10 protein-coding genes and 1 pseudogene are annotated in these 14,045 nt (G+C 44.7%); 1 reads left to right on the top strand and 10 read right to left on the bottom strand.

Features of this window, described 5'->3' with window-relative positions; all coding sequences use genetic code 11:
* Window positions 1–123: 123 nt before the first annotated feature.
* The 10 genes and pseudogenes from DXD11_RS06675 to ftsE all read right to left on the bottom strand — a co-directional run bounded on the left by DXD11_RS06675 (window position 124) and on the right by ftsE (window position 12,372).
* Window positions 124–2,481, bottom strand: coding sequence for an ABC transporter permease (locus tag DXD11_RS06675; RefSeq protein ID WP_118758033.1), 2,358 nt, complete (start codon window positions 2,479–2,481; stop codon window positions 124–126).
* A 43-nt stretch (window positions 2,482–2,524) separates the two neighbouring features.
* On the bottom strand, window positions 2,525–3,235 hold the full coding sequence (locus DXD11_RS06670; RefSeq protein ID WP_117551058.1) for an ABC transporter ATP-binding protein: 711 nt from the start codon (window positions 3,233–3,235) through the stop codon (window positions 2,525–2,527).
* Between the two features lie 282 nt (window positions 3,236–3,517).
* Window positions 3,518–4,081, bottom strand: coding sequence for a histidine phosphatase family protein (locus DXD11_RS14855; RefSeq protein WP_334290611.1), 564 nt, complete (start codon window positions 4,079–4,081; stop codon window positions 3,518–3,520).
* 201 nt (window positions 4,082–4,282) lie between these two features.
* Window positions 4,283–5,077 (bottom strand): annotated as a pseudogene (locus tag DXD11_RS14850) (patatin-like phospholipase family protein); the annotation flags it as partial.
* A gap of 540 nt (window positions 5,078–5,617) precedes the next feature.
* On the bottom strand, window positions 5,618–6,496 hold the full coding sequence (locus DXD11_RS06660; protein WP_118758032.1) for a DMT family transporter: 879 nt from the start codon (window positions 6,494–6,496) through the stop codon (window positions 5,618–5,620).
* Window positions 6,497–6,548: 52 nt separating this feature from the next.
* Window positions 6,549–7,643, bottom strand: a complete 1,095-nt coding sequence (locus tag DXD11_RS06655) for a GDSL-type esterase/lipase family protein (protein ID WP_117550909.1) — start codon at window positions 7,641–7,643, stop codon at window positions 6,549–6,551.
* Window positions 7,644–7,654: 11 nt separating this feature from the next.
* Window positions 7,655–9,079 (bottom strand): MBOAT family O-acyltransferase, encoded by a 1,425-nt coding sequence (locus DXD11_RS06650; protein ID WP_117550911.1) that lies wholly within the window; start codon window positions 9,077–9,079, stop codon window positions 7,655–7,657.
* A gap of 282 nt (window positions 9,080–9,361) precedes the next feature.
* Window positions 9,362–10,654, bottom strand: a complete 1,293-nt coding sequence (locus DXD11_RS06645; protein ID WP_242992703.1) for a murein hydrolase activator EnvC family protein — start codon at window positions 10,652–10,654, stop codon at window positions 9,362–9,364.
* Window positions 10,655–10,787: 133 nt separating this feature from the next.
* Entirely contained in the window at window positions 10,788–11,696 is a 909-nt protein-coding gene (ftsX, locus tag DXD11_RS06640) for a permease-like cell division protein FtsX (protein ID WP_015533677.1), read from the bottom strand.
* Entirely contained in the window at window positions 11,686–12,372 is a 687-nt protein-coding gene (gene ftsE / locus DXD11_RS06635; protein ID WP_022216898.1) for a cell division ATP-binding protein FtsE, read from the bottom strand. Before ftsE ends, ftsX begins: the two co-directional genes overlap by 11 nt.
* A 279-nt stretch (window positions 12,373–12,651) precedes the next feature.
* Between ftsE and DXD11_RS06630 the strand changes: the two genes are divergently transcribed.
* Complete coding sequence (locus DXD11_RS06630; RefSeq protein WP_118758031.1) at window positions 12,652–14,040, top strand: uracil-xanthine permease family protein; 1,389 nt, start codon at window positions 12,652–12,654, stop codon at window positions 14,038–14,040.
* The last annotated feature ends 5 nt before the right edge of the window (window positions 14,041–14,045 follow it).

The following is a 14,045-nucleotide window of genomic DNA, read 5'->3' as shown; positions in this document are numbered from 1 at the left end:
TCCCGGATTTCCCCTGAAAAGATACACGACTTCTAATCTATGTATCCTTTTCAGGAATTTGGGGATTTTATAGCACAAAATTTTCCCTTTTTTCAATATAATACCTGAACGCAGCTTGACGCATCACTCCACATTCTTGAGCGCCTCGTCCATCGGAATCTTCTTTATCCTCTTCATCTGCAACAGTGAGATCACCAGATAGCATGTAAAGCTGAGCACGAACATGAGTGGGAATATCCATGGTGCCATGTATATCGGCATCCAGCCGCTTAGCATATCTATCAGCATTGCCCTGTATATAACCTTGATTGACAGGTAACTGAGCAGTATATCAAGCAGCGTCACCACTGCAACCATGACAGTCGTGGATGACAGGTACAGCTTACTGATCTCCTTAGTGTCATATCCCAGTATTTTAACCATGGATATGGACACCGTGTTCTTCTCTACTATTAGTTTTGTGAGCAGATATACGAGAAGCATGAACATAACAAGTGAAAATACAACCACTATGTAGAACATACCTCCCATGGACTTGGTGAGCTGTCTGGACACCTTTATCATGTCATCCTTTGTGATCTCTGACACTACATGATCCTCTATATCGGTCAGCTTGTCATTCGAGAAATAGCCGGTGAAGTAATCCTCGTCCTTGTCAAATATTTCTCTGAAATCACCCTCTGTCACGAACACCGCAAGGGCTGCCGGATACACCACAGACCCCGTCACCTTGAGATCATATGTGTCATCAGTATAGCTCTCCTTGAGCTCAAGTTTGTCGCCATCAACTATCTCATATTTGTCTGCGTAGCTGTCAGATACCAGCACATCTCCGTCGTCCAGCTTAACCGGGAAATATTTACTGTCCGAGTGTATTCCATACACCATGATCTCATCATCTATATCTCCGGTCGTCCTTAGCGTCTTCATACAGTAGGTTTCCGCATTATTATTTGCCGTCTCCACCTGTGAATCCAGAACATACTGGTGGTCAGCTACCATATTATCCAATATGTCATTCTGATAGTGCTTCAGCATAGGATTCAACATAAGTCCGAACATCAGAAGAACCTGTGCGAAGTAAATTCCAAGAAGCATGACCACATATCCTGGAATGTTCTGAAGTATGACACGGGTCTTGAACCTTGTCATGAACTTCCAGTGAGGCAGCTTCACCGCCTTCTTTCTCTTTGACCTGCTGAGGTCATGCCTCAGGAACCTCAGTGGTGAGAGCTTCAGTTTGCTGTTTACCACTAACAGATTCACAGCGATCATGATTATAAGAGGTATGACTGTGGTGAGCACAAATGCATCGGCATTCCAATACGTCACATACTTAGTGAGGGAATAGCTTGCATAGTAAAGCTGTGCCCCCATATCCTTGAACACCGAATAGCCAAGCACGTTTCCCACCACCGATGCCACAAAAGTAACTATGACAGGAAGTGATATGTAATGAATAAGAAGCTCTCCCTTTGTGTATCCCGAGGCTCTCAGGGTTCCGATGACCGACGCCTCCTTTGTCAGCGTGTTGCTGATGGTCACCGCAAATATAAATGCAAGTATCACTATGACAATATATTCAAACCATTTCATCATATTTGTATCACTGCCAATATCATCCCCTGCAAAGTTGATCGCCTGGTTCTGATATCGTGGAATATAGTTCTCCATCGTAATACCATTCATGGCCGCCTGTGTATACACTGTCTCAAGGAGATCATCCGCAAGCTTCTTCTCATCACTATCATCCTCCGGCATTCCTTCATCGTACATCCATGAGTATGACCATGTCTTACTCTGTGCCGGAAGATCATCAAATTCCTCATTTGTCACAATGGCAATTCCGAATATCGTGGCGTCAAACATGGTGTCGTTGTTGTTCTGGAACATGGTGCTGTAGTCGGAGAATGCCACAAATCCGCACACGCTGTATACCTTGTCACCCACTTTTATATCATCACCGATCTCTATATCGTTGTTCACCGCATACATTCTGTCAATGGCGATCTCATCAGTTTCTGCAGGAAATTCACCATCCATCAGACACATTTTATTTACATCGTGTCTTGGTGCAAATATCCTCAGTGTTCTTACCCCACCATCTGCAGCGTCATTTACAGAGTCCACCATATCATCTGTTGTCTCTGCATCGCTTTCCACATTACCACTATTGCCATCAGAGTCTGATCCGATCTTACTCATAGGCAGTTCATAATACGAAATGTCATAGAGCTTCACGCCCTCATCCTCTATATTACTCTTCATATCGTCTGACGCCTCATCCGACAGATCAAAATGTCCATCCTCCACGTTGTATTTGTCAAATGTATTGTCGTAGGTTTTCTTCATGCTCTCACCTGCAACCATGAAGCCCGACACCATTCCCGTCGTTATGACCATGAACAGGAATATGACCATATATTTTCCAAGCTCTCCCTTCAGTTCCTTTGGAATTCTTCTCCACAATGGATTTCTCATAACAGATCCCCTTTCCTATTGAACGTCTACCCTGTCTGCCCAATTACCAGTCAAGCTCTACAGCGGATATCTTGTTCTCATTTACAATGTTGCGTCTTATCATGCCGTCCCTGAGCTTCACAGTCCGGTCCGCCATATTCTTGATGGCATCATTGTGTGTGACCATGATTATTGTGTTGCCATACTTCTGGTTCACATCCTCTATGAGCTTAAGTATCTCCTTGGAAGTGTTGTAGTCAAGGGCACCTGTCGGCTCATCACAGAGAAGTATATCAGGATTCTTCACGATTGCCCTTCCAATTGAGGTCCTCTGCTGCTGTCCACCCGACAGCTGATTTGGGAGCTTATGTCTGTGCTCATAAAGCCCCAGAGTCTTTAACAGATCATCCACATCAAGAGGGTTATCGCTAAGGTATGCTCCAACCTCCACATTCTCCTTTACATTGAGATTAGGTATGAGATTATACATCTGGAATACATAACCGAGATGCTTTCTTCTGTATCTGGTCAGTGTCTTCTCATCCATATCCCCTGTCTTCTCTCCATCTATGGAGATATAACCGGAATCCGGGCTGTCGATCCCACCTATGATATTGAGCAGAGTTGACTTGCCAGACCCCGATGGGCCAAGCAGCACACAGAACTCGCCCTTTGCGACCTCAAAATCAATTCCTCTAAGTACCTCAGTTCGGTTCTCCCCTGAACCGAAGCTTTTCTTTATCCCACTGATCTTTAAAAAACTGTTGTCTCCCATGATTCTCTCCTTTTCCACATTTTATATTCTCCATAAACACATCGCATAGCTCTCATGCCGTACGCCAATATTTAAACACATGATTATATGTTCATATATTTATTAGCACATATGTAGGCTCTGTGTCAACTATATTAGTGATAAATAATATCAATTATTCTTTTATACACATTTACAGGAGCATTTGGGGATATCCCAGAAAAAAAGAGAAAACCACATTCACATCATATTGATCTGCCTGCTGTTTTCTCTTTTTTACATCTGATTCCACACATGTGGCGATCAGAATCTATATTCTCTTATCTCACAGTTCTTTATGCCAAATGCTGCGAATTCCTCATTTGTCATATCATTGAAATACGACTGTACTATTCTTGATATTCCATTGTGGGCAACCAGAAGATATGTCTTCCCGGAATCTTCCGACTCAGCCTTAAGCTCATCTAACAGATTGTACACCCTCTGACACAGATGAACCATGGTCTCTCCGCCCTCATAGTGATCCAAAAAATGCGTCTTCGCCTTGGCGAATATAGCGCCGTTTCTGGCTGTTCCCTCGTATTTGCCAAAGCACTGCTCACGGAGTCTCTCCTCGGCTCTCATAGGAATTCCTGTTATCTCGGATATATGTCTTGCCGTCTCCGAAGCCCTGACCAGAGGCGAATACAGGATCTCATCTATGTGATAATCTCCATTCTTTATCATCTCACCAAGCTGCTCCGCCTGCTGATGTCCAAGCTCTGTGAGTTCAATATCCGTGGCTCCACATATCTTGTTTTCCACATTCCACACGGTCTGCCCATGGCGGGTGAAGAACAGTCTTGGGCCAAACTTCTCAACAAGCACTGCCTTTGCATCGTCATATCCCTGTGTTATCCTCTTCTCAACACCTTCAGGCGAAAAGTCAAGCATGCCATCTATGGCACCACCAAGAGGAATGGACGGATATATATGTATCATCTCTGCATCATCGTATCTGTCGGTCTTCCTCTCATCGAGATGCACCACGACAAATTTTCTGTAGCCCTCATCATAGAGAGGCTGTATTGGCACATTATCTCCCCCAAGGAAGAAGCCTCCATCATAATACTTTGTCTTGTCTATCGTCTCCATAGGGAATATGACCGGTATGGCTGAAGAAGCAAGAAGTATCCGTTCTATCTCCTCTGGTTCCATGCCTGACAGCTGGAATCTCTCAGGAGTAGGCTTGCCCTCCACATTGAGACATGTAGCATAACAGCTCATGTCACTGTTCGACACACCATCAAGTACTGGTGAATTCTCCAGTATGTCCATAAGTCCTTCTCTGGAGAAGAAGCCATCCTTTATCCTCATGCCTTTTGCCACAGCATCCAGTCCTATGCACTCTATTGCACTCTGTATGACTGGATTGTCTATGGTCGTGAGCTTCTCCTTGATGGACTCAAACCATTTGTTCCTGTTGTCCTCGTCTATATCCTTGTTAGACAGTATCCTGTCGTTAGTTATGTCGTACCACATCTGTGTAGCCTTATCCAGATCGCCGCAAGCGTACAATGCCGCATTCAGTGCGCCTACCGAGCTTCCTGATACCGCCTTTATATCGATCACATCTCTGTACTCCTCAAGAGCCTTCCACACTCCGATCTCATAGGAGCCACGGCCACCACCGCCACCGAGCACCAGACCGTATCCTTCCTTAACCGGCACATCCGGCTGCCCGTCCTGACCGCCCAGTTCCGTGTAATGTATCTGCTTCTTCTGCGATATAGTCTCCTCTATCGCCTTATGAAGCTCCCCGGCCTTTTCCTTTATCTCCTCTGTTCTCTCCTGAAGCTCCTGTATAACCTTTTCTTTATCCATATATTAATCCCCCTTACTATTCCATAATAAAGCTGCTCTATCCAATATTGTCATCTGATATATCCACCAATTATGATCATATGTGTGTTTCATTTTAACATGTCAGCAACTATACCCACAACCTTATACTCACTATATTCAGAAGCTTTACCATTTATAGAACATTTATTTACGCTTTATATATTATTTCTTTTATGAACATATTTCTTTAACATCCGATACACAGAATGTACACAGTACCATCTTATTATATATACAGATTGATGAGGACAGCAGATGTGCGACATGCCCAGGCAGCACCAGCGTATCTGCCGTCACTCAAACTATCAACAATCCAATTTATATAGATGGGAGGCCGGATACCTCACAAGTCCGGTCACAACACCTAAAACCTTCCTTTATAACTTTTATAAAAAAGACGGATATCAGACAATGAAACTTTTACCCATTTTCCATTTCTGACATCCGTCTTTTTGTATATATCAATTATTCTACAAGTATTTGTACAAGGCACTGCCACTCTCAGCCCTGCCGATCATGCTAAGTGCGGTCCTGTCTCATGGTGTACCACCATTTGAAAACTGCACTTCCAATGATGATCACATATCCTATAATGCTCAGCATGTCAGGGATCTGATCCAGGAATACAAATCCCAGTATAGCCGCAAATATGACCTGACTGTAGTCAAATACCGATATCTCCCTGGCTGGAGCCTTCTGGTATGCTGCGGTTATACTGAACTGTCCACCAGCCGCCGCAAGTCCGGCACAGAGCAGGCACACAATCTGCTGCCATGTCATAGGTGCGTGGTCCAATATGATAAATGGAAGCGTCACCAGACATGAGAATACAGAGAAACACATGACTATGACCGGTCCGCGCTCCCCCTGTTTTCCAAGCTTTCTCACATAGGTGTAGGCTATCCCTGCCCCAAGGCCGCCTGCCACACCAACCATGGCATACAGAAAATCCATATGAAACGAAGGCTTCACAACGAACAAAGCACCTGTAAATGCCAATGCCACGGATGCCCACTCTATCTTATTTGCCTTCTCCTTGAGCACAAAGTACGATGCTATGATCGCAAAAAACGGAGACAGCTTGTTGAGGATATTTGCATCCGCTATGTTGAGCTTGTCGATTGCATAAAAATTGCAGATAAGCCCTGTCGTTCCACAAATACTTCTCGCCGCCAGCCCCGGCCAACTGCTCTTCTTTATCTTGAACTTCTCCTCAGTCCTCATGAGCATGGCAATGGCCACAACAGCGGCCACTGCATTTCTGAAAAATGCCTTCTGCATAGTTGGCAGATCTCCAGACAGTCTCACGAAGAAGGTCATCAGTGAGAAAAAGAACCCTGCCATGATTATGAACAGGATTCCCTTGTATTTATCTTTTATTACCAGTCTTTTTGCCATTTGATCAACTCCCGATAATGATAAAATGCCACCAGATCCCGCAGCACTTTATCTATTTGAAAGCATCATCCTTGAGCCCATGCTCATACAGATACTGCTCCCACAGACTGTAATACTGCGCCTGCAAATGTATGTCATCCCAGGTATAGTCCTTTACAAGACCACCCTTGCCATCGTCCACAACCGTATTCATATCCAGATAGAAAAGCTTTATTCCATCAGCATATGCAGCTATGGCACCATTCTTGTCATCGATATTGTCATTGTTCACAATATCGTGGCTTGCCGAATAGTCGCTGGATACATGCATGCAGCCCATCATAAAGATCACTGCGTCCGGCTGAAGCGCCTGTATCTGGGCCACCGCATCGATATATGTGGATGCGTATGTCTCCGTATCATATCCAGCCTCATTTATACCAAGCATGATGTAGATCTTCCTGAATTGTTTGCTTTGCAGCAATTCCGTGAGTGTCTTGGTTCCATTTGCGGCTATCTTCTCCCCCATCAGTCCAAATGAAGTAAGGCCCTCCATATATGCAAATTCTGCATTGTCCAGTCCGGAATACAACGCCAGTCCTTCCACTCTGGAATCACCTATGAACAGAGCATCGTCAAAATAAGACTTGTCAACCTTTATATATGGGTACTGGGTCTCAAGAGCGATCTGTGTGAGATCTCTGTAGCAGCTATTTCTTGCCTTTCTCTTCTTAACCTTCTTGTATTGAGTCTGTCTTGTCACCGGAGCAGCCGAACCGCCTGTATCTATGGTTGCTTTTTCCGTAGTTGCCTTTTCGGTGGTCGCTTTCTCTGTAGATTTCTCTGTTGTCTTCTCCGTGGATGCATTCTCAGAAGTCTGCTTCTCCGTGGATTTCACCTCCGTTGTCTGCTCCTCTGCAGCCTCACTGCCCGTGGACTCCGACGTCAGCTCGCTCTTTCCCGGAGCATCCGTGCTTGTTGCGTCAGTTCCGGTTGCCACCCTCTCATCAAGCAGCACAGTCTGAGCCATAGGATGATGAAAGCTGACATCCCATTTGTACACGCCAAGCGCAGCTCCCACATAACCGCCTGCGGTAACTATCACGCCGGATATTATGAGTATCGAGAACAGTGGACAGCCTTTTATCATTTGCCATAATTTCTTCATCTGCCCACCTCCTAAAATCTAAAATAAAGGAATGGATTGGAGCCACCCTTTGCTATCTGATATACACAGAACCAGAACAGTGCGAGCATTATAAGCTTGCATACCCAGTTCTTGTAGAATTTCTCTATGAGCTTTCTAGGCCACGGTGTACAGAAGATCACGCAGATCAGCAGCAGCCACCAGTATGTGTGTCCCAGCATGATCAGCTTGTCCATGGCATGTGTGGTGACTGATCCCTCTATGTTCATTCCAAACATTCTCTTCAGGTACAGTCCCAGAAGCTTCAGATCAGATATGTTAAATATTGTCCATGATATCGGTATCAGGAAGAACATGTACACATGGCCAAGAACCTTCACCTTGTCAAATACCTTGCCAAGGAACAGCTTCTCCATGAGAAGGAACACGAACAGGAACAAGCCCCATATCAGGAAATTCCAGTCCGCACCATGCCACAATCCGGTAAACATCCACACAGTGAACATGGCAAGTATCATTCTGAGCTTTCCCTTTCGGTTGCCGCCCATCGGTATGTACACATACTCCCTGAACCAGCGTCCGAGTGTAACATGCCAGCGTCTCCAGAAATCTGTGAGGGAATGTGCCATATAAGGATCGACAAAGTTCTCCGGTATCCTGAAGCCAAGTATAAGGCCAATTCCTATTGCCATCACGGAATAACCCATGAAATCAAACAGGAGCTGGAATGAATATCCCCATGAACCAAGCCATGCGGTCACAGTGTTTATTCCATAAGGGCCAACCGTCTGCACATCGTTCCACAGACTGGCTATCTTATTTGCCAGAAGCACCTTGTACGCAAGTCCCAATACGAACAGTGTCGCACCGCGCTCTATATCGTCCGCCTTGACCTCTCTGTGATCCAGCTCAGGCTTCACCTCATCGTAGTTGACTATAGGGCCGGCTATGAGCTGAGGGAACATGCTCACATATGTTCCGAACTTGATTATACTCTTGTCCGCCTGATACTTGAGCCTGTACACGTCAAATATATACGATGTTATCTGGAACGTATAGAAGCTTATTCCAAGCGGCAGTGTGATCGCCACGCTATCAAATATCTTTGTTCCCGCTGCAGTGTTTATTATCTCTATAAAAAAGTTGATATATTTGAATATGAACAACATTCCAAAATCAAACACCATAGCCACCGCCAGCCAGCAGTTTCTCTCAAATGAACAGTCGATCTCCGAATATACTTCTATATCATAAAAACGCTTGATTCGTCTTGCCACCGAATAGTTAAATATAATAGAAAACATCATCAAGAACACGTATATGGGTTCGCCATACGCGTAGAACACAAGGCTGCCTAAAAGCAGTACAACATTCCTGTACTTCGGCTTTGTCACAAAATAGATAAGCAAAAATAAAGGCAGGAATCTAAATAAGAACTCCATGCTCGAAAAAACCATAATATACTCCTTAAATAAATACTCAGTCCAGTGTGAGTATAAATACTTTTACCACTTATGTCAACCGACACTAATCCTATTTTTTCTTAAAAAAACTATTGTTTTCGACATATTTTCTCACCACCACAACATATGGTACTTCGCCCATATCCACGCCCCTATTAACATAAAAAATGCGTGATCCATATTTCATGAATCACGCATTTTTTCTCTATTCTATATATGATCATATTAAGATCTTATGATATGACACATATCCCTGTGGCATGTCTCAGCCTCATCTTACAGATAATCAAGTGGGTTGACATATGAGCCATTCAGGAATACTGAGAAATGGCAATGTGTTCCTGTTGAATATCCTGTTGAACCTGCGTACGCAATGGTCTGTCCCTGTGAAACCACATCGCCAACGCTTACTGCAAGTGATGAGTTGTGAAGGTACATCGTCACAAATCCATTACCGTGATCTATCATAACGTAGTTACCACCACTCTCGCCCCACTCGGCTACCGTTACAACACCTGAATCAGCCGCTGCGATAGGCACTCCGTATGAACATCCTATATCTATACCCATATGATTGGAGCTTGCTCCTGCTGTCGGTGACTCTCTAGGTCCGAAGTAGTCTGTGATAGGTCCTGATACAGGCCATATGAACCGACCTGAACCGGTTGTTGAACCGCCATTGTTACTTCCACTGTTGTCGCTGTCACTGCCTGAGTTGTCGCTTCCACCGTTGTTATCCTGCTGCTGTTGTTCAGCTTCTCTCTGCTTACGCTCCTCCTCAAGTCTCTGCTGTTCCTGACGCGCAAGCTCTGCCAACTTGTCATCCAGCTCTGACTCCTGCTTTGCGTATTCAGCCGCAAGAGCTTTCTGCATCTCAACATCATCACTGTACTTGTTGATCTCCGCATTCTTCTGGCTTATAACATCGTCGAGGTCTGCCTGCTTGGTCTCCAGGTCTGCCTTTACCTTCTCTACATCCGCCAGATCATCCTTGAGTGTCTGCTGATACTCTGCTATGTCATTCTTAGTCTTTACCAGCTTGTTGAGCTGCTTCTGGTCATATGTGCTGAGCTGATCAACATACTCAGACTTGTTAAGACTATCCTCAAATGAAGCCGATGACATAAGTGCATCTATGTAAGCAACATCGCCCTCCTCGTAGAGGTACTGTATCCTCTTCTTCATCGCCTCATACTGATTATCCTCACTGACCTGAGCCTCTGCAAGCTTTGTCTGAGTCTCATCTATCTCATTCTGAAGATCCTCAGCCTCCTGCTTCTTCTCCACGATCTGTGTGCTTATATCTGTGGCCTGCTTATCGAGCTCATTTACAGCCGCTGTAAGCTTGTCTACCTTCTTCTGATACTTCTCTGCGTTTGCATTCGCCTCTTCCTGAGCCTGCTGAGCCTCTTCCTTCTGCTGCTCAACCTCCTCCTTGGTCTCCTCAGCATGCACGCTGAACACAGGAGCCGCAAATATGGATGTAAACGACATGAGCAGTGCTCCGGTAGTAACCACTGCCACCTGCATACCTTTCTTCTTTATCTTGTATAAATCTATTCTCATCATTCATGCCTCCTAAACGCATTTCATAATGTTATTATCTTTTTGCCCTACTTATCAGCATTATAACACATATTGTCCCTAAAAAAGTAATAACAATTTGTGAATTTTTTGTGCATTGCTCTGACCGCATTTAACACTACACTCTCAAGTGCTTTCTTGTGGTAAGAATACTTCCTACCAGACCAACACCGATACCGAGCACAAGTCCGACCGGTACCATAGTCCTGAACAGATCCTGCTGGCTCACAAATGCGAACAGCGTTGTGACAACCTTGAACCTTCCGGCAACGTATGTCAGTATCTTATCGTACATGTAGTACAGAAGGACCAGGGGTATAGCCGAACCGACCGCGCCTATGATCACACCCTCTATGATGAACGGTGCTCTTACAAATACATTTGTCGCACCGATCAGCTTCATGATCCCTATCTCTTCCTTTCGCACTGTGATACCTATGGTGATCGTGTTACTTATAAGGAATATAGATACCAGCATCAGTATCACAACTATTCCTATGGATGCATATCCCACAAGGGATGACAGTGTCGTGATGCTGTCCGCAGTCACGTCAGAACTCTTTACCTTTCTGACTCCTGAAAGGCCCTGGGCAAATGCCACGAACTCCGGCTGTCTTGATACATCCTTGAGCGTGATCTCATATGACGCAGCATTCTTTAACGGGTTATCTCCGCCAAATGCATTCTTTGCAACCTGTGGATCATCGTAGTTCTGATCTGCAAACTTGTCCCATGCCTCATCGGCTGAGATGAAATCCATCGTCTCAACATAATCGACCGTTCTTATCTGTTCACCTATGAGCTGTATGGTCTCATCGGACGCATCCTCGTCGAAGAATACAGATATGGTGACTGTCTTCTCAAGCTCCTGCATACCTGACTGGAAGTTTACAACCACCGCATATATGATTCCGAAAAGGAACAGACATGATATGATGGTTCCCAGTGATGCAAGTGAGAACAGTATGTTTCTTCTTATATTCGCAAAGCCCTGTCTGAGGACATAGAAAAATGTACTAATCTTCATCTATGTAGCCTCCTTCCTTCTCATCACTGATTATAACGCCCTTCTTCAAGGTGATAACTCTCTTCTTCATCTCATTGACGATATCCTTGTTGTGGGTTACCACAACAACTGTGGTTCCTCTCTTGTTAATATCCTCAAGGAGGTTCATGATATCCAGTGAGTTCTTAGGATCAAGGTTTCCTGTAGGCTCGTCCGCCAGTATGATGTCCGGATTGTTGACCAGTGCTCTCGCCATGGCAACTCTCTGCTGCTCACCACCTGAGAGCTCCTTCGGGTATGATTTGTATTTGTCTGCAAGTCCAACCAGCGTCAGCATGGCCGGAACTCGTCTTCTTATATATCTCGCCGGGGTCTGGATGACTCTCTGTGCAAATGCAACATTCTCGTATATAGTTCTGTCCTTCAGAAGCCTGAAGTTCTGGAATACGACTCCAATCCTTCTTCTGACCTTCGGTATATCCTTCCTCTTGATCTTGCCGTAGTCGTATCCGGCAACAGTGATATTGCCCTCCGTAGGATCGAGCTCCTTGAGCAGAAGCCTGAACAGAGTGGTCTTGCCCGAACCACTGCTTCCAACGATAAATACGAACTCGCCTTTCTCTATATTAATATTGACATTCTTGAGTGCCTGATTGCCCCCAGGATATGTCATACTCACGTTCTCTAATTCAATCATAATATCTGTAGTCTCCTTCGACCTGTATCTTTATTTTTCTCCCCTTTACTCAATCCAAGCAGAATTGTAACAATTCTGTAACATTTTGTCAAGCGTTACCATATATTACATTTCTTAATTCTTTTTCGACCTTTCGCGGCATTACATCGTCTCCATTTTTTCGCTGTTTTCACAAAATTGTGACATGAAATTTACGGAAATTACACTATTCAAATTGACCTTAGTGTAAATAAACTTTATAATATTTAACTAAGAAAAAATATGGGAGGATTATTACTTATGGATAATCAAAAAGAAGCCATTCGTGATGCACGTAAGCTTGGAATTCCAAAGATGCTTTTACTTGGATTCCAGCATATGTTTGCCATGTTTGGTGCAACAATTCTTGTTCCGCTTCTCGTAAACGGATACTTCGAGGGTCAGGGACTCTCAATTCAGGTAACTCTTGTATGTGCCGGTCTTGGAACACTGTTCTTCCACTTATGCACAAAGCTTAAGGTACCTGCTTTCCTCGGTTCTTCATTTGCATTTCTTGGAGGTTTCTCCACAGTTGCAGACCTTAAAACAGGCATATTCAAGGACATGCCAATGGGCGAAAAGCTTCCATATGCATGTGGCGGTATTGTGGTTGCAGGACTTCTGTATCTTGTACTTGCACTGATCGTCAAGCTTGTCGGCGTGAAGCGTGTCATGAGATTCCTTCCACCAGTGGTTACCGGACCTATCATCATATGTATCGGTCTGAGCCTCGCACCATCAGCTATATCAAACGCATCCACTAACTGGCTGCTTGCATTTATCGCACTGGCTGTTGTCATTGTGTTCAACATCTGGGGCAAGGGCATGTTCAAGATCATACCTATCCTCATGGGTGTACTTATCTCATATGGCGTTGCACTCATACTTCACTTCTGTGGTATGACCAACCCTGATGGTTCAGCAATACTCAGTTTTTCTGGAGTTTCAGACGCACATTTTCTCGGTCTGCCACCTTTCCAGATCTGTAAATTTAACTTAACTGCCATACTTGTCATGGCTCCTATCGCCATCGCTTCCATGATGGAGCATATAGGTGATATATGTGCCATATCAGCAACTGTAGATCAGAATTTCCTTGAGGATCCAGGTCTCCACAGAACACTTATCGGTGATGGTCTGGCAACATCTCTCTCCGCACTCTTTGGCGGTCCTGCCAACACAACCTACGGAGAGAACACAGGAGTTCTCGAGCTCAGCCGCGTTCACGATCCAAGAGTTATACGACTGGCTGCCATTTTTGCAGTTATTCTCGGTTTCATACCTAAGGTTGCAGAAGTCATCCGCTCAATGCCTTTCGCCATCATTGGCGGCATAAGTTTCATCCTCTACGGAATGATCTCAGCCATAGGTGTAAGAAATGTGGTTGAGAACCACGTAGACTTCACGAAGTCAAGAAACCTGATCATCGCAGCCGTTATCATGGTATGTGGACTTGGTTTCAAAAATGGCCTTACATTCACGATCGGAGGCACAACTATCACTCTTACAGGACTTGCCCTCGCAGCTATATCCGGCATCCTGCTGAACGCTATACTGCCTGGTAACGACTATACATTTGGTGAGAACACCAAGGGTGATGTAAGCCGCGGACTTGGAATGAATCCACAGAACTCTGACATTGAGGCATAATAATT

The sequence above is a fragment of the Coprococcus sp. TF11-13 genome (assembly GCF_003481085.1).
GTDB lineage: Bacteria > Bacillota > Clostridia > Lachnospirales > Lachnospiraceae > Coprococcus > Coprococcus aceti.
This window is presented reverse-complemented; position numbering and strand designations above follow the sequence as displayed.

Excerpts from the sequence above, each read along its gene's own strand:
- DXD11_RS06675 (WP_118758033.1), bottom strand. The coding sequence starts at position 2,481 with ATGAGAAATCCATTGTGGAGAAGAATTCCAAAGGAACTGAAGGGAGAG.
- DXD11_RS06670 (WP_117551058.1), bottom strand. The coding sequence starts at position 3,235 with ATGGGAGACAACAGTTTTTTAAAGATCAGTGGGATAAAGAAAAGCTTC.
- DXD11_RS06660 (WP_118758032.1), bottom strand. The coding sequence starts at position 6,496 with ATGGCAAAAAGACTGGTAATAAAAGATAAATACAAGGGAATCCTGTTC.
- DXD11_RS06655 (WP_117550909.1), bottom strand. The coding sequence starts at position 7,643 with ATGAAGAAATTATGGCAAATGATAAAAGGCTGTCCACTGTTCTCGATA.
- DXD11_RS06650 (WP_117550911.1), bottom strand. The coding sequence starts at position 9,079 with ATGGTTTTTTCGAGCATGGAGTTCTTATTTAGATTCCTGCCTTTATTT.
- DXD11_RS06645 (WP_242992703.1), bottom strand. The coding sequence starts at position 10,654 with ATGATGAGAATAGATTTATACAAGATAAAGAAGAAAGGTATGCAGGTG.
- ftsX (WP_015533677.1), bottom strand. The coding sequence starts at position 11,696 with ATGAAGATTAGTACATTTTTCTATGTCCTCAGACAGGGCTTTGCGAAT.
- ftsE (WP_022216898.1), bottom strand. The coding sequence starts at position 12,372 with ATGATTGAATTAGAGAACGTGAGTATGACATATCCTGGGGGCAATCAG.
- DXD11_RS06630 (WP_118758031.1), top strand. The coding sequence starts at position 12,652 with ATGGATAATCAAAAAGAAGCCATTCGTGATGCACGTAAGCTTGGAATT.